An 18,106-nucleotide genomic window follows, 5' to 3' on the forward strand; every position below is an offset into this window, starting at 1 on the left:
CGGCATCAGGCCGATGCTGAGGGAACCGGACGGTCCGCTACGAAGACCGCCGGTCCGACGAAGGAACGAGCGAGCATGACGCATCCACTGAGCACGGCCGCCCCGGAGACCGTGAAGACCGTCCTGATCACGGGGGCCAGCAGCGGCATCGGCGAAGCGACCGCCCGGCGGCTGGCGGCGGCCGGGCATCACGTGGTCCTCGGCGCGCGCCGCGCGGGCCGCCTCGCGACCCTCGCCAAGGACATCGAAGCCGCCGGGGGCAGCGCCCTGCCGCACGCCCTGGACGTGACCGATCCGCTCAGCATGCGCGCCTTCGTCCAGGCCGCTCTGGACCAGTACGGCCGGATCGACGTCCTGGTCAACAACGCTGGAGTCATGCCCCTGTCCCGCCTCGACGCGCTGCGGACCGACGAGTGGGACCGCATGATCGACGTCAACCTGCGTGGGGTCCTGCACGGCATCGCCGCGGTCCTGCCCACCATGACCTCCCAGGGCGCTGGGCACATCGTGAACATCGCGTCGGTGTCCGGACTACGCGTGGACCCGACCGCCGCCGTGTACAGCGCCACCAAGCACGCGGTCCGCGCGCTGTCGGAGGGCCTGCGTCAGGAGAGCCGTCACCTGCGGGTGACCGTGATCAGCCCCGGCCTGACCCGCAGCGAACTGGCCGACACCATCGCCGACCAGGACACCAAGGACGCGGTCGCGGGCCAGATGGCCATCGCGATCCCCGCGGCGGCGATCGGCGAGGCGGTCCACTACGCCATCGGCCAGCCGTCGGACGTCGACGTGAACGAACTCGTCGTCCGCCCCGCCGCCCAGGGCTGATCCGCTCAACGCCCGTGCACGGGAAGGCAGTTGGCATGGTGACGGAAAATCAGGTACGCAGCTGGGTCGAGGGATACCTGAGGGCTTGGGCCAGCAGCACGCGGAAGGACATCGCCACGCTGTTCACCCCGCACGCCGAATACCACGAGTGGCCCTACGCAACGGATTGGATCGGCCGCGACGCCATCGTCGAGGGCTGGCAGAGCCGCACCCCCTGGCAGGAGGGAGGCTGGGCATTCGACTGGTCCATCCTCACCATCAACGGCGACACCGCGGCCATCCAGGGCACCGGCCGCTACAAGGAGTTGGGCACCTTCGCCAACCTCTGGACGGTGACGTTCGACGGCAACGGCCGCTGCACCACGTTCCGCATGTGGAACAACGAGATCTGACTCACGGTGCGCAGAGCCGGTTGAGGTCGTTGACGTCCTGATGGAGAGCTTGAGTCCCCGGGCCGTTCCACGGGTGACTGTTGAGGTAGTTCTGCGCCGCGTTGCGCACCGACTGCCAGTCCGTCGCGTTGGTCGGGGCGCCCGCCTTCTGCAGATCGGCCCGGGTGTTGCGCACGGCCTCGCCGCAATTGGTGGCACTCAGGCCGAGGGATGCGGGAGCCTGCGCGGCGACGGCGACGGTCGCGTGGGTGGTGCCGAGCACCACCGCACCCATGACGGCGGCGAGGGCCGCCTTTCGGATCTTCATGTGCTGTGCCTTTCTGGTTCGTGCCGCCGCCATGACGCTGAGCGGGCGAGCGGCGTCCGGGCTTTCGCCGGTGATTACAACGGGCCTGAGCCGTAGCGCCCGGTTCGTGGTGCCCAGTCGTAGGGGCCGCGCATGACGGCGTGGAGGGCGTCCCTGAGGTAGCGGTCCAGGGTGGTGCGGTCGTGAGGGGCGAGCCGGGCGACACTGTCGTGGGTGCGCAAGTCGCCTTCCAGACCGCGGAAGCGGGCGATGCGCTCGTGCAGCATGGCCAGCACCCTGGCGCAGGCGTCGTCGTCCTCCACCGTGTCCGTGCGCTGGAGGATCAGCAGGAGATTGTGCGGATCCGCACCGGCTTCCTCCTTGGACCGTGAGTAGAGGTCGTTGTGCAGGGAGTCGATCTCGGCGGCCAGGGTGCGCAGCGCGACCACCGTGTCCGAGGTGAAGAGCTCGGCAGTCAGCTCGTAGTGGCCGATCCGCTCGGCCAGGTCGAGCGTGGGCTGCACGCCGATGGTGTCGCGGCGCAACCGCAGGTACTCGTCAACGGTCAGCGGGATTCCGGAGCGCCGGTGGGCGGCCTCTTCGACGTGCCCGTACAGGTACGCCCGCCAGTGTGCGGCCGCCCGCTCCCGCCAGGACGGCGACATGCCCTCGCGGCTGCGTAGCCAAAGGTCCCTGAAGGCACGGGCCAGCGGGGGCGCGCCGGCGGCGGGAGGCTGGTCCAGAACGGCTGCGACCGCGTCGACCAGAGCGCGGGCCTGTTCGGGGTGGCGGCCGGCCGGGCCGTCGAAGGCATCGTCGAAGCAGAAGAACCAGCTCATCTGGTCGACGCCCAGAGCGAGATCCGGCCCGGTCGCGGTGGGGTGGAAGCGGGCGGCGAGTTCGGCGTAGTGCGCGCGGGCGTGGCGCTCTGCGGCCGCGTCGGTGGCCAGCAGGCCGAAGGACCGTGGCCACTGCAGGTGTTCGGCGGCCGCGCGTGCGGCATCGGGGCTGATCCTTGCGGGGAAGGGGAGTTGGAGGCCGGCGTCACGCCGTGTCCCGCCGCTTCGGGTCCCTGCGGCGCGAGGCTGCGGGGACATCCGCAACTGGCTCGGCACCAGTACAGCGCCGGGGACCTCGCGGGGCGGCTGCTTTGAGAGCGGTACCAGCCGCCAGCGGGCGGCGACAGTGGCGACCACCGTGGCCATCTCGGTAAGGGCGAAGTGGTCGCCGATGCACTTGCGGGGTCCCGCGCCGAACGGCAGGAAGGCCCAGCCGCGAGGGTCGGCGGTCAGCCATCGGTCCGGGTCGAACTCCATCGGATTCGGGTAGAGGCCGGGATCGCGGTGGATGGTGAGCGGGCTGAACAGGAGCTCGGTCCCCTCGGGGATCTCCACTCCGCCGAGCACTACGCCGGGGCGGGCGGGCTGGCGCATCAGGATCCAGGCCGGACTGCGCAGCCGGAGGGTCTCTCTGACCAGGTTCTGTGTGAAGACGAGCTTCGGCAGATCCTCGAAGGTGACCGGCCTCGATCCGAGGACCTCGTCGAGCTCGGCGTGGAGCCTGCGCTCGATCCCGGGACGGGAGCCGACTTCGTGGAAGAGCCAGGTGAGGCTCGTGGAAGCGGTTTCGATCCCGGCGGCCATGACGGTCATGACCTCGTCGTGGAGCTGGTCCGGGCTCATCGGTTCGCCCGTGTCGGCGTCGCGTGCGGCCATCAGCATGCCGAGGAGGTCCGCGCGGGGCCGCTCGTCGTCGAGGCGTTCGCGGATCAGCCGGTCGACGACCTTGCGCAACTGGGTGCCCGACTCGCTGAAGCGCCGATTGCCTGGGGTGGGGAGCCGGTCCAGCCAGTCCATCGGTGAGACGACGCGGCGCATCAACTCGTGCACGTAGGTGGGCAGCCAGCGCCGGATGAGACGCACCTCCTCGTTGCCCAACGTGCTGCCGAAAAGCGCTTTCGCCACGGCCTCGCTGCCGATCGCGTACATCTCGGAGGCCACGTCGATCGTGCTGCCCGGTGTCCAGGCTTCGGAGTACGTGGTGGCGCTCAGACGCATGACGCCGGTGTAGGCATTGAGCTTCTCGCGATGGAAGGCGGGGATCATCAGACGGCGCTGGCGGCGGTGGAAATCCCCCTCGGAGTTGGGCAGTCCGTTGCCGAGGAAGGGGCGCGACTTCTGGAAGTAGCGGCCCTTCTCGTAGGAGACGGCGTCGGTGACGAGCATCTCCCGCAGGAGCGCCGGTGAGTTCACTGCGTATACGGACAGGGTGCCGAGCCGGATTTCCACCAGGTCGCCCAGGGGGCGGATCGACTGCAGTATGCCGATCGGGTCGCGCAGCAGGGCCAGGGAGTGCCCCACCAGGGGCAGGCACCCCGGCGCGATGGCGACGGTAGTACAGGGCGGCAGGTGTGCGGGGGCGTCCGTTGTCACGTTGTCGTCCTAGGAGAGCGCGTTCCCGCGCGGGCGAAGTTTCCGGCGCGGCAGTTGATGACGAGCGGGTGCTGCGGCGGCCCCGGATCGGGTTCCGCCGCCCGCAGAGCCAGGCTAGGTCTGTCGGCCAGCGGGATTGAATGCGCAGCCGTTCAGGCTTCTTGCGCGAGAGTCCGCCACCGGGGCAGGCGTCCTGACCGCGTCCTGCCCCCGGCGCGCCGAGCCCCGCCGCACCACCTGGACGTTGCCGCGAGAGGGCTGTGCCCGTTGCCTCGGCGGGCTCAGTTGGCCCGTGCGGCCTCCCGGTAGCGGCGCGGGGCCACTCCGGTGGTGCGCTTGAAGGCGTTGCTGAAAGCGCTCTCGGAGCCGTAGCCCAGGGAGGCGGCGATGGCCGCCACGGGCGTGTCCTCGCGGCGCAGGATGTGCCGGGCCAGACGCATGCGCCAGACGCACAGATACGTCAGCGGCGGCAGGCCCGCGACCTCCTTGAACCGCTGGGCGAAGCTGGTACGGGACATCGCCGTGGCGCGGGCGAGCTCGGTCAGGCTCCAGGAGCGGGCCGGGTCCCCGTGCATGAGCCGCAGCGCGGGGGCGACGCGTTCGTCGGCGAGGGCGCGCAGCCAGCCCGTCGGATAGGTGTCCGCGTTCGCGTTGGCCAGGAAGACACGCAGGACCTGTACGAAGAGCAGTTGCGCCAGGTGGTCTGCCGCGAAGGCGGCGCCCGGGGCGTCCGACCGCATCTCGTGGAGCGTCCGGTCCATGAGCCAGCAGGCCGCGGGCGCCTCGGCCGTGGCGGCGCCGACGTGCATCATGGGCGGGAGCGCGCTCAGGAGCAGGTCCTTGCCGGTGGTGTTGAGGTCGATGTGGCCGCCGATCGTGACCGCGTCCCGCCCTTCGTCCCCGACGTGGAAGAAGGTGTCGGTGGTCGCCCGGAGTACGGGCAGCGCGTCGATCGCCGGCACGGCCGGATCGCTCGCGAGGGTGTAGCGGCGGTCCCCGGCGAAGACGGCGATGTCACCCGCTTCCAGCCGGACCGGATGCTCGATGCCCTCTATCACCAGCCACACAACACCGTGGATCACCACCTGGATCTTGAGACGCCCCGGCGCCGGAAAGGCAAGCGCCCAGTCCCCCGCGGCCACGAGGCCACGGGACAAGGCACAGCGGGCGCCGGTCAGTTCGAGGGTCTCCGTGATGGGATCTCCCCAGGTCGTTGACGCGGGGAGGGACGGGGACAGCGGTGCAGCCATGTGCGGACTGTCGCGCACGTCGCACCGGTGGGCAAGCTGGCATTCACCTTCTCCAACCTGTGGAAGGTGACATTCGACAGCACCTCCGCTGCACCATGTTCCGCATGTGGAATAGCGAGATTTGCTCCAGGCGACCTCAGATCTGTGGCCGCTCGGCCGCTACTCGGCTACCGTTCGTGAGATTCGGTCACAGAATTTGAGGCCCTACATGAGTTGTCTGCCACCAGTTCGCCGGGGGCAGACAGGAAAGATCGCGGAAGGACTCGCCAACGGGTAAGAGGGCATGTCAAGGTAGACGACCTTGCAAGAAACCCCAGGTCAGAGAGGTGATTGCCTGTGACCGTAGCCCCTGTGGGCCCCGGTTTCTCCACCACCGTCGAAGCGCTCCGGCTGCGGCAGTGGCAACTCGGTCCCGGCCAGCCGACCTTGGTCATGGACCAGTTCTCCGCCGAAGACTTCCATCTCGTCGTCGATGACCGTGCGGACGCACACGTCAGCAGCAAGGACGGCCGCTTCTACCTCGGCTGGTTCCCGCTGGGCCGGCCCGGTACGGACGGCGAGGGATGGAAGATCGCGGTCACGGGCACCGCCAAGGTGCGCGGATACCACGTGTCGTTCGACACCGATACGCCGGCCGACATTGTCGCCGCCGCCGTAGCGCGCGTGCTGGAGACCTCGCGCCGTCTGTGACACCTCGAACACCGAGAGGCTGTGCCCCCTTCAGCGAGCTGGCCGCCCTAGCGGTGGTCCGCTCCGCGCACCCGTTGCCCGCACCCCAGGAGGTTGTTCATGACGTCCCCGGAGATGACCGTCGGCGGTCTCATCGACCTGTTGTCCGGCTGCGACCGGGACGCTCCGGTCCGCCAGGCCATGAACCCGTTCTTCCCGATGGCTCACCGCCTCGGGCAGGTCCTGCAGTCGGTCGATGAGACCGGCCGGACCGTCGTCTACCTCGCCGAAGGGCAGGACGAGGGCGCGCAGCTCGGCCACCTGCCACCCGAGGTCGCCATTGCCCTGACGTGGCAGGGCCCCGTCCAGGCACCCCCGCACCGCCCCCGCCGCCGTGCCGGCGGCAACTAGATACGCACCGAGCCCTTGGAGGCGCCCCTGTACCCCGACTTCCCGCCCGACTCGTCCAACCCGTACGGCGGGCCGCCTGCGTTCTGGGTCGGTCCCCGGCACCTTGCCGGTGACGACGGGCGCCTCTACGACGTGGTCGCCGACACACTCGCCGGCCTGGGCTGGACGAGCCTGACGATCATCCGCGGACGCCTAGAGCCGGACGACGCACCGGAGGACCGCCAGGTCCTGCGGAGCACTGTCCTGCACATCAGCCCCGACGCTCTTCGCTGGGCCCAGTGGGGTCTGGCTGACGAGCCGTTCCATTTGGGCGGGCAGCCGGTCGCCTGGCAGGTCTCGGCTCGGGCCGAGGCGAGCAGCCCGCTTGCCCAGTGGTCCGCCTATTTCACCCGCGACGTCCCCGGTGAAGCGGTGGTCGACTTCCTCGTCGCGCTCGACGCGAGCGACCGGCCGGCCGTTCCGCTCGCCGGACCTGAGCTGGTCCTCGACGCAGTCGCCGCCCATGGATGGCTCCGCGACATCGACCAGCCTCAAGCGGCTGCGACGGATACGACGTTCACCTCGCACGTCAGCCTCGGCGAGGTCCCGCCCCTCGTTCAGGACGCCGACCCGCGGATCATGTCTGCCGAGGACGACGCCACGGGACTCTCTGGATGGCAGGCGTGGGCCGAGCCCGCGCTCGGAGCGCCGTGTCTGTGGGCGGCCTCGTTCGCCGCCTGCGTCCCGCACGACCTGGTTGCCGCCTTCGCCGCTTCCCTCAGCTCGACCGCGCCGGTCCTGCGGCGGGTTCTGCCCGAGGCCACCCGGGAACGTCTCCTGCGGGCTCCGGCCGTATAACACTCCGCCCGCTTCACTCGACGAACGCAGTCCGGCACCAACCCAGTTGGGGGGTGCCGGACCTTCCTGCTTCCAAGGTGTGAACTGGCCAAGGGGTTTGCCACGCCGGGGGCAATTGGCGCCCCGTGATGGAACGGTGCAGGATGCCGCCATGCAACCCAGCGTCGGAGCCTTCTGGTCGTTGTTCTCGTCGTCGCCGTGGCGATCGCGTTGACGGTCCGTTCTGGGCGTAAGCGCACGGCCGTCCTCGCGGCGCAGTGGAAGGTGTTCCAGCAGCACCGCAGCTCCGGCCAGGGGCAACCCCTTCAGGTCACACGGGTCTATCAACGCGGTCGTCGTGGTTCAAAAGCCGTCGTGCCCTGGTGCGACACCGGGTGGCAGCAGGACGCTTGGTTCTGGAACTGGCACGTTCCGGTCGGGGCTTATCTACACGCGTCTAGCGGCTACGGGCCGCATAGTCGTAACCCGAACGTGCTCTATGTCCAGCCCGGCCAGGTCCGCGCCCGGGTGCCGGGTCAGGCCGCTCGCGCCGCTCAGCGCATTAGCCAGTGACGATGCTGCCCCCGACCATGGCGGTCGAGGGCAGCATCACAGGACGGGGACGGGCAGGATCAGTTCGTCGCCGTGGCCATGGTGAGGGCCTTGTCGAGGTGACGGTCGACGAGGGCTGGGGAGCCGGAGACGATTACCAGCAGGTTGCCGCTGCGGATCGCGGTCTGCTTGACCACGCTGCTCCGCCCTGCGCTGGTGAACGTCAAGAGCTGGCTCAACTGCTGGTCACCGACGGTGTTGGGAGCGGTCAGCTTCTGCGAGGCGACGTCAACCAGGGTGCCGCCGGAGATGACCTGGTAGGTCGGGCAGCCGGTCATGGCGGCGAAGATCCGGGTGATGGCGTCGGACAGCTTCTTCGCGCTGTCGCTGTACAGCTCCTCGGAGATCTCCGAGGCGGTGCCGCCGTAGGTGAAGGCCGCCTTCGCCTTGTACGGGAAGGCGAGTGCTTGTACGGGAAGGCGAGTGGTCCGCCGGTCGCCGCGTTGCCGCCCAGCTTGCTCAGGGCCGGGCAGCCGAGGACGGTCACGTCGTCGTGCTGGGCTGGATGCTGCGGCTTGGGTAGGTAGCCGTTGCCGAGGTCGCTCTGCTCGAGCAGGCGGGACGTGAGCGCGGCAGAGGAGAGCACAGAGGTTTCCTGAGTGCGGTCGGACGGTGTGGCCGCCTGCTCTGTTGCCGGGTGCTGGGCTCCGGTGGTGTCGGGAGAGCAGGCGGGCAGGACGAGGAGGGCGGCGGTGATGCCGAGGGCGGTGGTGGTGACGCGAACGCGCATGACGGAACTGACCCCTTGGTGCTGGGCGACGGGTGGTCAGCGCGGGCCCGCGGGCCCGGTGGGGTCGTAGGAGTGGTGGTCAGTACCCGAGGTGGCGCAGGCCGTCCTCGAACGTGGCGTGCGTCGCGTCCGCAGGGCCGGAGTGCCGGTTGTACCAGGCGGTGTCGATGCGGGTCTCCCGCTGCTGGTGGCCTGCCCGGCAGCGCAGCCAGATCTCGCCGCGAGTGGACAGGATGAGCCAGTCCCGGTACGCGCCGCACTCGGCGCAGGCGGCCATCTCGCCGTCGAGGACGAGGGGCTGCGCCCAGGGCATCATCCGGCCGTCGACTTGGTCGTGGCTCGGCACACGCAGCTCCGGCGGAAGGAATTCGTCCACGACGGCCACCGGCGCGGCGGCCTCCGGCTCAGGTGCCGGCACTCCGAAGCCGGGCGGGACCTGGCCCTGCAGCTGCGCGTGCAGCTCGGCGAACTTCCTTTGGGCGTCGGTCGGTTCCTTGGCCCGTCGGCGTATGCGGTGAAACACCCTCGCGTCCTCCTCTGCCTCGTCACCTCGTCCTGCGCGCTTCATGATCGTGCCCCACGCCCCAGCCGGTTTCAATTCATGAAGTCCACAGTCTCTCCGGCCAGGTCAGCAGGGGTGCTCGCGCTTCTCACCTGCCCAGGTGACGAGTTGGCCACAATGCGTGTCTCGGACCCGGGGGGCGTTGCCACAGTGTGCCCGACCACACGACATCGTCCCCTTGGACCGCCCAACTGCACGGCGCCTACTGGCTCGACTCACCCCGCCTACGGCATGGGCCGTCCGGCGGGTGCACGGACCCAGGCAGCCTCCCCATCGGACCCGGCCACCGCCCGGGTCCGATGGGGCGCACGATCATGTTGTGGATCGCGGGTGGGACGGTGGCCTTGTCGCTTCTCTCCGTGGTGCGCCGAGGCGAATGAAAGCATCGAGGGGGTCTAACGGCTCGGGCGCGCAGTGTCCTCGCTGCTACGCCGCCCGCCGGACGCGGAGGGCCTGGTACTCGTCCCGCGCCGCGCAGGCCGGGTCGCTGCGACGTTGGTCTCGGGAAGATGGGAGGCGTCGGCGGGCAGGTCTGCGGCCCGCCGCAGCCGCCATACGAGCACGTCGCTGACGGAGTCTGCGGTACCGAGTTCGCGCTGTGCGGCAGCGTCGGAGAGCAGAGTGGCAGGGTCGTGGCCGGCGGCTTCGGCTTCCGCGACGGTGGCGGCCAGGGCGTACCAGCCGGGCTCCGCGAGGATCTGTTCGGCCAGCTCGGGCAGAGCCCCGCGCAGCAGCGTGGTCTGGCGCTGGAGCAGCTGCCGGTTCAGGCGCCGACCGCGCTCGTAGAGAACGCCGACGGGCTGGGCGGCGGCGGCCTGGTAGGCGGTGCGCAGGTGCTGAGCGGCCCGGGTGGCGGCCTCGGCCTGCTGCGCATGGCCCTTGCGGGCGTGCCAGTGCGCGGCGGCGGTGATCAGGAAAAACAGCATGTCGATGGCCATCGCCGTGGCGGCGCCGTCCTCTCCGCGGCCGAGTGCCGTGCCGCCCTGGACGAGGTCGCGGGCGGCTTGCCGCAGGGCGCGATCGTGCCCGTGTACGGCACGAACGTGGGAGCGGGAGGCCCGCTCGAAAGCCGTTGCGGCGTCGCGCAGTTCACGGCGGGTGTGGGCGGCCGAGGTCTTCGCGAGGGCGTCCAGGACTTCACCGGCCGCGGCGATGTGGGCTGCGGCGACCGCGTCTTCGCCGTGTTCGAAGACGAGAACGGTCTGCCACACGGCCGAGGCCGTTCCGCGGCGCGCGGCGGCCGGACCGACCGGCCCCGGACGGATGACATCGTCGTTCGGGGAGGAGGCGGCGTCGGCGGACCAGCGCTCGCGGATGCGCGGCAGCGACAGGTCGGGAGCCAGGCGAGCGCCCGGATAGAAGACGGGCTCGCCGTCCTTGTTGAGGTCGTCGGGCAAAGCGACCTTGTATCCGAGCAGGTCGCCGGAGGGCGCCGCGCGCTTGCGGATCAGGAGGCCGGCGGCGGCGAGCCGGTCGAAGAACTCCTCGTCGCTCCGGGCCCCGCTCACCGCACGTCTTACGGCTTCGCGTAGTTCCTCGCGGGCGGTGCGCTCGCGACCTTGCCGCTCGGCCTTGTGGCGCTCGGCGCTGGTGGGCCGCTTCGCTCCGGTGCCGTCACCCTTCTTGAGGCGTCGCAGACCCAGCTCTGCTTCGAGCGCCCTGGCCTGGGCCTGCACTCGGCTGGCGTCGTTATCCAGGTCAGGGCTGTATCCGTCTTCGCGGACAAGAGTGGCGACGATGTGGATGTGGTCGTCGGCATGACGGACGGCCGCCCACCTGCAGCCCGCCTCTGTCTGGGAGGCGTCGACCCCGGCTGCGGCGACCATACGCCGGGCAACGTCGCCCCACTCCTCATCCGAAAGGATCCGGTCCTCGCTGCCATTGCGCACGGAAAGGTGCCACACGTGCTTCTTCGGGCGTTGCGACGGGTCAATGTTCTCGACGGGTTGATCCAGCAGTTGCTGGAGCTGTTTGAGGGTCGCGGTGTCGTCGCGGCCGGGGTCGGGTGCGTTGTGGTCCCAGGACGCGACAAGGTGGGGATCGGTGTGCTCTTCGAACTTCCCAGGGCCATATAGGTAGTAGAGGAGCCCGATGGTGCGCTGTCCGCGCTTCTGGATCCTAGGGATCATGGAAGTGGGTTGGTCCTAGCCTTGGTCGAGGAGCCGGTCTGTGACCTGCTGGACGCGCTGGACGGCGCGCTCGGTGGCCTCGATGACCACGTCGAGCTGACCCGGTTGCGCGCCGGTGTTGAACGCTCGGGCGATCTGGTTCAGGTTGCTGCCGATGTGGCCGAGGTGCCGTCGGGCGGCGAAGAACTCGGCGATCACCTCCCGTTCGTCGGCAACAGCACTTGCGGTCCGTTCCAGGTCACGGGCGGCGGAGAGAGCGGCACGGGCGAGGAAGCCGGCGAGGGTGAGGCCAGCGGCCTTCGCGCCCGCAGTCACGAGGGTGAGTTCGTCGTTACTGAAGCGGGTGTTGCGGACGTGCGGGCGCTGGCGACGCTGATACTTGCGGCGGCGCGTGCGTGGCTGCTGGAGTCCTTCCTTTGGCCCCTCGGGCTGCGATCCGCCCTTGGTCGCAGCCTCCTCGTCTGGCGTCCCCCGGCGCCGGACGAACCCCTGCCCCCCAGGGGCAGGGGAACCCTTGGATACTCCGCTCATGGCGGAGTATCCAAGGGGATAACTTGCTCGCCCCGAGACCGAGTTGGAGTCGGGATCAGGTTCCGGGGCGGAGCCGTACTTACGGACTTTCGTCATGACGATTCGGACCTCGTGGAGCGGGTGGTGGTCGCGGCCAGGCCAGAACATCGGTCTGGTTCGCGAAAAGCTGGGGATTTGCGAGTTCAGCCGCACTCGGGGCAGCGCCCGACGTGGCTGTTGAGCGCGCGGGCCATCCGCTGCTTCGTCGAGGCGGCGTGCTTCGCGCTGGACTTCGCCGCCGGCCTGCCCGCGTGTCGCTCGGAGTGAGCGAGCATGAAGCCGATCTCTCGCTCGTACTCCGCGCGAACGGTGTCGAACTGATGGCAGGTCCTCATCGCGTGGTGCTCCTCTTCGTAGTGGTGTCCTCGTTCCGCAGCTCTCGGAGGACGAGGCCGAGTCGGTCGTTGCCGACCCCCGTCAGGCCATGGCGGCGGATGATCTCTCGCAGCTGCACGCGGGTGACCGCGGCATTGCCGTCTCTGGCGAGCAGGGCGGGGACGTGGGGGCTCACATCACGGACGAGCTGGCGTTCGGACTCGCTCAGCGCACGTGTCGTGCGCTCCGTGTGCGCAGAGCGGGACCCGACGCGCTTGGCCGTGGCCTTCGTCTGCGACTTCCGGACCGGCTTCCGGCGGAGCGGAACCTTGTGTCCTGGGTCCTGGGTGGTCCCGGTCCCGGACTGGGTGGCGGTCGGTCCTGGGTCCTGGGTGGTCGTGGTCCCGGACTCGGTGGCGGTCGCTCCTCGGTTCGCAGCTCCTGCGGTCCCGGACTTGGCGAGGCCTGGTCCCAGTCGAGAATTAGCGCCCTGACCTGCTACTTCTCGCCCGTCGCAGCCGGTTCCCGTGGCCCCGGCGCCCCGTGCTGCGGCATCCGTATCGGCGAGTTCGGTCCCCGGGACCGCGCCGACGTCACGTGGCTTGGACCCGGCGTGCCTCTCCGTTTCATGGTCCTCGGTCCCCGAGTCGACCTTGGCTTCGAGATCCACCCCAGCGGGAACCGGCCCCCAAGGAGTTCCCGGTCCCCGGTCCGGGACCAGCTCGTCGGAATCTCCGGGACCGGGGACGGGGGCCGAGGTACTCGATGCTGGCTGTGCGGGGACCGTGACAGCCGATGTGCTGCCGTGCGCCGGGGACCAAGGCGAAGGGAGCGAGATCGTGGCGAGCGCGAGTGCGTGTCGCCGCGCGGCGAGCTGGTCGAGCAGCTGCGCCCGCTGGAGGGGGTTGGTGCCGACCGAGGCCTTACCGACGGCCTTCGACAGCCGCCGGGTCAGCCGTCGGCCGCGACGGCTTTCCTGCTGCTCGGGTGTGCGCTCTGCGAGGCGTGCGGCGAGGGTGACCGCGCGGACTGTGGCCCGGTCTTGAGTGATCTGTGCGGCGTCGCGGTCCCGCGCGGCGATACCCAGGCGCGACAGCAGCCGCTCACGTGCTTCCCGGCCCAGGACGGCGATCAGTCCATTCGAAGCGGCGCCGGGGGTGCGCAGTCGCAGTTCGATGCCCATGGCCAGGTGCCACAGCATCGCCGCCATGACCGGCCCGACAAAGGCGCGGACCGTCCCGCCGATCGGGCCGCTCTCGGCGTAGGCCGGAATCACCTGCACCGTGGTGATCACCCAGACCAGCGTGCCCGGCAGACCGGGAGCGCCTTGGACGGCCAGGTTCTGCCGGGCCATCAACGCGGTCGCGAACAGGGCGAGTTCAGCTGCGGCGAACATGCCGGCCCTCTCGGCGGCGCCGGCCATGTTGAGGTAGTCGGCGGCGAAGCGCCAGCTTGTGTCCGCCGAGTAGGCGGTGCAGCCCAGAGCTGCGATGGCAGCGACCTTGACCGCCGGACCGCCCAGACGTTTCCGCGATCGGGTTCCCCGCCACCGGACAGCCCAGGCAGTCACCATGAGCGCCAAGGCGGCGGACACGATCGCGACCAGGAGTTGGGGGAGGTCCGAGGTAGCACCAAAGGCGAGTACGGGGTGGTTCATGCGGCCTTTCCAAGAGGGGCCGGCGCCGCGGTGCGGTCTGCGGGCTGCTGGGCGGCGGGAGCTGGGTGCGTCAGGACACCCGTGGCCGTGGAGGTCTTCTTCCGCTTCTTCTTGGGGCGGGGCACGCCGTAGTTGCGGTCGCGGTCGAGGACCTTGTTGGCTGCCTGCCGGAGCAGGTCTCGGGCGTGCTTGTGGCTGATCTGCAGGGCGGCGGCGAGCCGGTCGGGCCGCCAGCCCCGCACGTAGGCGTGGTCGATGGCGACCTTCCGCTCGGCCTCGGTCAGATGCACGTCGCGCCCCTGGAAGAAGGCGGTCACACGCCGGTAGTCCAGGCGCCGATGCAGGTTGTCGTGCAGGGGGCGCCGCTCCGCTTCAGTCAGGCCGCCCCAAACGCCTTCCTTGAGGACGTTCTCCAGGGCGAAGTCCAGGCAGCCGCGGCGCACGGGACACCAGCCGCACAACTCCTTCGCCTCCGCGATCTCATCGTGATCCCGGGGTCCGGGGAAGAACACGGCGTCGGCGTCATCGACGTCCAGGCCGTGGCACGCCCCGCGGGTATGCCAGCTGGTGTCTCCGATGCCGCGCAGGCCGGTGGTCGGCGCGTCGTGGGTGGTGATGTAGCGCAAGGCAGGTCTCCGATGTGCTGCCGCGCCGGCCTGCTGGAGCGGTCTTCGGCGGGTGCGGCGTCGGGTGCCGGCTGCGGCACGTGGGCGTGCGCCGCAGCCGATGCGGGGACAGTGAGGTCGGGTGGCGGTGCAGCGGCAGGGATGCACGCGCGGGGTATGCCGGTCAGGCCAGAGCGGGCTGCTGGTCCTGCTCGGTGCTCTGTGTCTGCTGAGCGGCGGCGAGTTCGAGGCGGCCGGGGTGCGGGGTGGCGCGCGGGGCGGTTCCGCGGGCCCCACCGTCGGGGCCGATCCTGCGGCGGGTGCAGGGCTCGTTCGGCTGGGCCTGGCACCATTCGCATCGCACGTTCAGGGCGTCGGGCATTCCCTTTGCGACGGCGGCCTCTCGTGCTGCGCGTGCGGGACGGTAGGGCGCGAGCGCGGCGCGTGCGGCCGGTGGGATGCAGGAGCCAATCTGCCGGAGCCGAGCCTCCAGCTCGGGGTCGGCCCCGTCCCGCCCCGTGGTGATCGCCTTGGCCTGGGCGGGCTGCGCGGCGCCTGCGGCGACAGCGCGGCGGGCGCCCGTCAGCGCGGCGGTCCAGGCGGCCTGATCGTCCGGATCGACGGATGGTGTCGGGTCGGTGTGCCTCGCCAGACGATCGCGGCGGTAGCTGTCCCAGGGCCGGGCCAGGTCCGCAGGCAGGATCGGGAACGGCGAGGTGCGGATGTGCTGGCGGGCGGTGACGCGGACGTCCCATCCGTGCGGGGTGGCCATGGGCACCCCGCCGAGCAGTTCGTGCCATTGGGCGAGCTGGTCGCCCGCTTCGCCTCGATCGGTGCGGATGGTACGCGGATCGAGTCGGCCGATGTAGGCCAGCAGGGCGGCTATTTCGCGGCGGTCCACGGTCAGCCCTCCGTTCCCGTCGGTTCGCCGAGTGCGGCCAAGAGGGCGGCGGTGTGGGCCTCAGTCCGCGTCATGCCCCCCTGCGCGGCGGTGTTGCCGGACGCGGCGTAGATGTTCGGGCGGCTGGGGGTGTGCTCCCGAGTGACCCAGGAGCGCCAGTCGGCAGCCCAGCCATCCGCGGGCCTCGGAGCATGGCCCGCCCGGTGGGCACGCCATTTCGCGTCGGCGGCTCGCAGCCCTTCCTCGCCGAGGCGATCCAGGTGTCCCTGCTGGCGGGTCCAGGTGTGGGTGGCCGGGTCGATCTGCCACTCGGCAGCCGGGAGGATGGCGGCACCACCACTGCTGTACCTCCGGTTCAAATCAGGTTCACTACGGTTCTGTGTGCCGGTGGCCGGTACATCGCCGTGCCGGTGGCCGGTACGTCGCTGTGCCGGTTTCCGCCTCGACCTGCCGGTCTCCGGTACTGCCGGTTTCCGGCCCCAGGCCGGGGAATCCGGCATTTCACGCGGGCGGATTCCGTATCGCCGCAGCGCAGAGAGCCGGAGCGTCACGGGGGCGGCGGGCTCACCGGACGCCGCCGTGTTGCCGTCCTCTTGCTGCTCGCTCTGAGCGTTCGAGATTGCTTCGGCGGCTTGGGGGAGGCGGTAGACCGTGCTGCGCTGCGGGCCGACGAGGTCGTCGAGCTGCTCCAGCTCCCCGGCCATGAGGAGGCGCTCGATGGCGTCGCGCACCGTGGAGACAGAGGCGCGGGTGCGCTTGGCCAGGCTGGACAGGGAGGCCCAGGAGATGCACTGGTCGTCGGCCACTCGGTCGGCGATCGAGAGCAGGACCAGGCGCGCGGCGCCTCGGCTGGAGCTGTGCTCCCACACCCATTCACGGGCTTCGCTGCTCATCGGCTGCCCCCGAGGATCGGGCGGCTAGCCGTGGCCAGCGTGGTGCCGTCCGGCTCGGGGCACTGAGGCGCCGAGGCGGGGGTGGCTGCCGCGCAGGCCAGGCGGAAGGGCCTTTTGCGCAGGGCAGGAGGCATGCAAGAATCCCCTTTGCAGTGTTGCCACGCTGGTGCGCCCCTAGGAAGGACTCAGCGTGGTGATGGTGGGCAATCGCCGCCCTTGCCGGGGCGCGTATGCCGCTTAGCGTTCGGCGTCCATGAGTTGCCGCTCTGGGCGCCGTCGCTGTTTTCGGACTCTGGTCGTTCGGCCTGTGGGCCACCGTGTATCTCTCGTGCCGGGCGGGGTGCCCGGGGGACGACGAACATACGCAGGGCGCGGCGTCAAGATCCAGACTTGGTTCTTAATCTCTGTACTAGTTGCAGCGAGTGACGTCGCGCGGTGGCGGCTCCTGTCAGGATGGACGGTCTGCATATCTCGCCGCCTCCGGCTCAAGCCGGAGGCGGCGAAGGCATACGGATGGCGCGGCGATGGGGCGCAAGCTCGAAACCCTGACCTCGTCGGTGAAATGAAACTATCCTCGTTTGGTCTACGGATCAAGTGGCTACAGTGGTCCGGACACCCTCGGATTGATGTGGAAGGACGTGTGGATGCCGGGCCGTCGGTTCGAGGCACAGGAGCTGCTGCTCGCGCGCAGGGAGAGACGTCTCAAGCAGAGCGACGTCGCGCGCGTCGTGGGCGTCAGCGCTGCGCGCGTGAGCGCCTGGGAGACAGGCCGATCGGTGCCCGACCCGGAGAAGCTGCCGCGGCTGGCCGAGGCCCTTTCCTGTGACCTGGACCGCCTGTTCCCGCGCGTGGGGCGTCCCGATCTCAAGGACCTGCGGGCGGACGCCGGCTATTCCCAGACCGCGACCCGAGAGCTGACCAGGACGAGTACGGCGGGCCCCGTGGCCGCGGCGGAGACCGCGCAGCGGAGGCTGGCGGCCGAGTATGAACAGGGCGTGGCCGATGCCTACGGTGTGAGCGTAGAGGCCCTCCGGCGAGCGCAGGAACGCTCGTTCGGACACGACGTTCCGGAGCCGGGCGAACCGGAAGCGGAAGCCTACGGCGGGGCAAGCGACACGACGCTGCCCGCCACGCTTGACGGGAAGATCACGTATCTCCTGCAGCAGCTGCCGGACCCGTTGTCGGACGCCGAGATCGCCGAGCGCGGCAACAACAGGGTCACGGCTCCCGTCCTGACGGCTGACCTGGTGTGTGGGCTGAGGACAGGTGCGGTCGCCCGTGCGTCCGACGATGTTCTCGACGCCCTCGCGGAGGCCCTGGACACCACGCCGCTGATCTTCAGGTCCGGCGATGCCGGTGTCCAGCGGATCATCGCGGAGACGCTCGCGCTCAAGAATCAGGTCGCTGCTATTGCCGCCCGAGGCGGTGCAGAGAGCGGTCTTTCGGCTGAGCTTCTGGCCTTCATCAACCAGGAGGTCGGCAAGGCCCGGACCGAAGCTGCCGAGCACCACGACCAGCGTCGGCCGGCCTAACCGCCGCGCCAGACAAGGGCTGGCGGCCCGGCCCACACCTAACGGCGCAGCCGGGCCGGTCATTCACAGCCGCACGGGGACGTAACCGATCCGTTGCGTGTCGCGTGCTTCGAGAACCTGCTGCCACACGTCGGCCAGGTGCGGGGGGATGAGCCCGTCGTCCATGCCGCGGGGCGGGCAGAAGCGGTACTCGCTCAACTCACTCTCCTGCAGGGTGATCGCCGCCTGATCGTTGGGGCTCAGGATGCCGCCGTCGAAGACGTAGAGCACCTGCGCGCCCCTGCCAGGAACTGTGATCCATGCGTGGACCAGCAGTCGCCCGATGGCCGGGGAAATTCCGAGTTCCTCGCGGACTTCTCGGACGGCTGCATCGTAGGGGGTCTCTCCCTGATCGACGTCGACACCGCCTCCGGGCAAGTTCCAGTGATCCTTGTACGTCGGGTTGACGATGAGGACCTCGCCGTCGTGATTGAAGAACACGGCAGCGGCCGAGGCGGTCAGTGCAGTCATGGTCGT

19 protein-coding genes are annotated in these 18,106 nt (G+C 70.0%); 6 read left to right on the forward strand and 13 right to left on the reverse strand.

Annotation, left to right across the window (positions count from 1 at the left end; genetic code table 11):
• Positions 1-75 precede the first annotated feature (75 nt).
• Positions 76-828: an SDR family oxidoreductase gene (locus tag ACFYZA_RS23805; RefSeq protein ID WP_388492620.1), complete on the forward strand. Its 753-nt coding sequence runs from the start codon at positions 76-78 to the stop codon at positions 826-828.
• A gap of 35 nt (positions 829-863) precedes the next feature.
• Positions 864-1,220, forward strand: a complete 357-nt coding sequence (locus ACFYZA_RS23810) for a nuclear transport factor 2 family protein (protein WP_388492622.1) — start codon at positions 864-866, stop codon at positions 1,218-1,220.
• 1 nt (position 1,221) lies between these two features.
• Here ACFYZA_RS23810 and ACFYZA_RS23815 read toward each other — a convergent pair whose 3' ends face one another.
• From ACFYZA_RS23815 to ACFYZA_RS23825, 3 genes are all read right to left on the reverse strand, one after another.
• Positions 1,222-1,527, reverse strand: a complete 306-nt coding sequence (locus tag ACFYZA_RS23815) for a hypothetical protein (protein ID WP_388492624.1) — start codon at positions 1,525-1,527, stop codon at positions 1,222-1,224.
• Positions 1,528-1,601: 74 nt separating this feature from the next.
• Positions 1,602-3,938 carry a cytochrome P450 gene (locus ACFYZA_RS23820; protein WP_388492626.1) on the reverse strand — a complete coding sequence of 779 codons (2,337 nt, stop codon included), beginning with the start codon at positions 3,936-3,938 and terminating at the stop codon, positions 1,602-1,604.
• A gap of 281 nt (positions 3,939-4,219) precedes the next feature.
• Positions 4,220-5,188 carry an AraC family transcriptional regulator gene (locus ACFYZA_RS23825; RefSeq protein WP_388492627.1) on the reverse strand — a complete coding sequence of 323 codons (969 nt, stop codon included), beginning with the start codon at positions 5,186-5,188 and terminating at the stop codon, positions 4,220-4,222.
• A 336-nt stretch (positions 5,189-5,524) separates the two neighbouring features.
• Here ACFYZA_RS23825 and ACFYZA_RS23830 point away from each other — a divergent pair, with 336 nt between their 5' ends.
• From ACFYZA_RS23830 to ACFYZA_RS23840, 3 genes are all read left to right on the forward strand, one after another.
• Complete coding sequence (locus tag ACFYZA_RS23830; RefSeq protein WP_388492629.1) at positions 5,525-5,878, forward strand: DUF317 domain-containing protein; 354 nt, start codon at positions 5,525-5,527, stop codon at positions 5,876-5,878.
• 99 nt (positions 5,879-5,977) lie between these two features.
• Positions 5,978-6,268, forward strand: a complete 291-nt coding sequence (locus tag ACFYZA_RS23835; protein WP_388492630.1) for a hypothetical protein — start codon at positions 5,978-5,980, stop codon at positions 6,266-6,268.
• 15 nt (positions 6,269-6,283) lie between these two features.
• Complete coding sequence (locus tag ACFYZA_RS23840; RefSeq protein ID WP_388492632.1) at positions 6,284-7,105, forward strand: DUF317 domain-containing protein; 822 nt, start codon at positions 6,284-6,286, stop codon at positions 7,103-7,105.
• A gap of 611 nt (positions 7,106-7,716) precedes the next feature.
• On the opposite strand, the gene ACFYZA_RS23845 is transcribed toward ACFYZA_RS23840, so the two are convergent.
• From ACFYZA_RS23845 to ACFYZA_RS23885, 9 genes are all read right to left on the reverse strand, one after another.
• On the reverse strand, positions 7,717-7,974 hold the full coding sequence (locus ACFYZA_RS23845) for a hypothetical protein (RefSeq protein WP_388492634.1): 258 nt from the start codon (positions 7,972-7,974) through the stop codon (positions 7,717-7,719).
• Positions 7,975-8,505: 531 nt separating this feature from the next.
• Positions 8,506-8,949, reverse strand: coding sequence for a hypothetical protein (locus ACFYZA_RS23850; RefSeq protein WP_388492635.1), 444 nt, complete (start codon positions 8,947-8,949; stop codon positions 8,506-8,508).
• 434 nt (positions 8,950-9,383) lie between these two features.
• Positions 9,384-11,117, reverse strand: coding sequence for a relaxase/mobilization nuclease domain-containing protein (locus ACFYZA_RS23855; RefSeq protein WP_388492637.1), 1,734 nt, complete (start codon positions 11,115-11,117; stop codon positions 9,384-9,386).
• Between the two features lie 15 nt (positions 11,118-11,132).
• Positions 11,133-11,795: a MobC family plasmid mobilization relaxosome protein gene (locus ACFYZA_RS23860; RefSeq protein ID WP_388492712.1), complete on the reverse strand. Its 663-nt coding sequence runs from the start codon at positions 11,793-11,795 to the stop codon at positions 11,133-11,135.
• A gap of 35 nt (positions 11,796-11,830) precedes the next feature.
• Positions 11,831-12,022 (reverse strand): hypothetical protein, encoded by a 192-nt coding sequence (locus ACFYZA_RS23865; protein ID WP_388492639.1) that lies wholly within the window; start codon positions 12,020-12,022, stop codon positions 11,831-11,833.
• A complete protein-coding gene (locus tag ACFYZA_RS23870; protein WP_388492641.1) occupies positions 12,019-13,659 on the reverse strand; it encodes a hypothetical protein in 1,641 nt (546 codons plus the stop codon). Before ACFYZA_RS23870 ends, ACFYZA_RS23865 begins: the two co-directional genes overlap by 4 nt.
• On the reverse strand, positions 13,656-14,285 hold the full coding sequence (locus tag ACFYZA_RS23875) for a WhiB family transcriptional regulator (RefSeq protein WP_388492642.1): 630 nt from the start codon (positions 14,283-14,285) through the stop codon (positions 13,656-13,658). Before ACFYZA_RS23875 ends, ACFYZA_RS23870 begins: the two co-directional genes overlap by 4 nt.
• A 163-nt stretch (positions 14,286-14,448) precedes the next feature.
• A complete protein-coding gene (locus ACFYZA_RS23880) occupies positions 14,449-15,165 on the reverse strand; it encodes a hypothetical protein (protein WP_388492644.1) in 717 nt (238 codons plus the stop codon).
• Between the two features lie 2 nt (positions 15,166-15,167).
• The gene (locus ACFYZA_RS23885) at positions 15,168-16,058 is read right to left on the reverse strand and encodes a helix-turn-helix domain-containing protein (protein WP_388492646.1); all 891 of its coding nucleotides are present in this window, start codon (positions 16,056-16,058) and stop codon (positions 15,168-15,170) included.
• A gap of 626 nt (positions 16,059-16,684) precedes the next feature.
• On the opposite strand from ACFYZA_RS23885, the gene ACFYZA_RS23890 reads away from it, so the two are divergent.
• Positions 16,685-17,590: a helix-turn-helix domain-containing protein gene (locus tag ACFYZA_RS23890; RefSeq protein WP_388492648.1), complete on the forward strand. Its 906-nt coding sequence runs from the start codon at positions 16,685-16,687 to the stop codon at positions 17,588-17,590.
• A 63-nt stretch (positions 17,591-17,653) separates the two neighbouring features.
• Here the strand turns inward: ACFYZA_RS23890 and ACFYZA_RS23895 are convergent, their stop codons facing one another.
• Positions 17,654-18,100, reverse strand: coding sequence for an NUDIX domain-containing protein (locus ACFYZA_RS23895; RefSeq protein WP_388492650.1), 447 nt, complete (start codon positions 18,098-18,100; stop codon positions 17,654-17,656).
• Positions 18,101-18,106: the final 6 nt, after the last annotated feature.

Origin of the sequence: Streptomyces sp. NPDC001828, assembly GCF_042892175.1 — a bacterium.
Lineage (GTDB): Bacteria > Actinomycetota > Actinomycetes > Streptomycetales > Streptomycetaceae > Streptomyces.

Excerpts from the sequence above, each read along its gene's own strand:
- ACFYZA_RS23860 (WP_388492712.1), bottom strand. The coding sequence starts at position 11,795 with ATGTTCTGGCCTGGCCGCGACCACCACCCGCTCCACGAGGTCCGAATC.
- ACFYZA_RS23835 (WP_388492630.1), top strand. The coding sequence starts at position 5,978 with ATGACGTCCCCGGAGATGACCGTCGGCGGTCTCATCGACCTGTTGTCC.
- ACFYZA_RS23895 (WP_388492650.1), bottom strand. The coding sequence starts at position 18,100 with ATGACTGCACTGACCGCCTCGGCCGCTGCCGTGTTCTTCAATCACGAC.
- ACFYZA_RS23890 (WP_388492648.1), top strand. The coding sequence starts at position 16,685 with ATGTGGAAGGACGTGTGGATGCCGGGCCGTCGGTTCGAGGCACAGGAG.
- ACFYZA_RS23805 (WP_388492620.1), top strand. The coding sequence starts at position 76 with ATGACGCATCCACTGAGCACGGCCGCCCCGGAGACCGTGAAGACCGTC.
- ACFYZA_RS23815 (WP_388492624.1), bottom strand. The coding sequence starts at position 1,527 with ATGAAGATCCGAAAGGCGGCCCTCGCCGCCGTCATGGGTGCGGTGGTG.
- ACFYZA_RS23870 (WP_388492641.1), bottom strand. The coding sequence starts at position 13,659 with ATGAACCACCCCGTACTCGCCTTTGGTGCTACCTCGGACCTCCCCCAA.
- ACFYZA_RS23855 (WP_388492637.1), bottom strand. The coding sequence starts at position 11,117 with ATGATCCCTAGGATCCAGAAGCGCGGACAGCGCACCATCGGGCTCCTC.
- ACFYZA_RS23885 (WP_388492646.1), bottom strand. The coding sequence starts at position 16,058 with ATGAGCAGCGAAGCCCGTGAATGGGTGTGGGAGCACAGCTCCAGCCGA.
- ACFYZA_RS23810 (WP_388492622.1), top strand. The coding sequence starts at position 864 with ATGGTGACGGAAAATCAGGTACGCAGCTGGGTCGAGGGATACCTGAGG.
- ACFYZA_RS23865 (WP_388492639.1), bottom strand. The coding sequence starts at position 12,022 with ATGAGGACCTGCCATCAGTTCGACACCGTTCGCGCGGAGTACGAGCGA.
- ACFYZA_RS23845 (WP_388492634.1), bottom strand. The coding sequence starts at position 7,974 with ATGACCGGCTGCCCGACCTACCAGGTCATCTCCGGCGGCACCCTGGTT.
- ACFYZA_RS23825 (WP_388492627.1), bottom strand. The coding sequence starts at position 5,188 with ATGGCTGCACCGCTGTCCCCGTCCCTCCCCGCGTCAACGACCTGGGGA.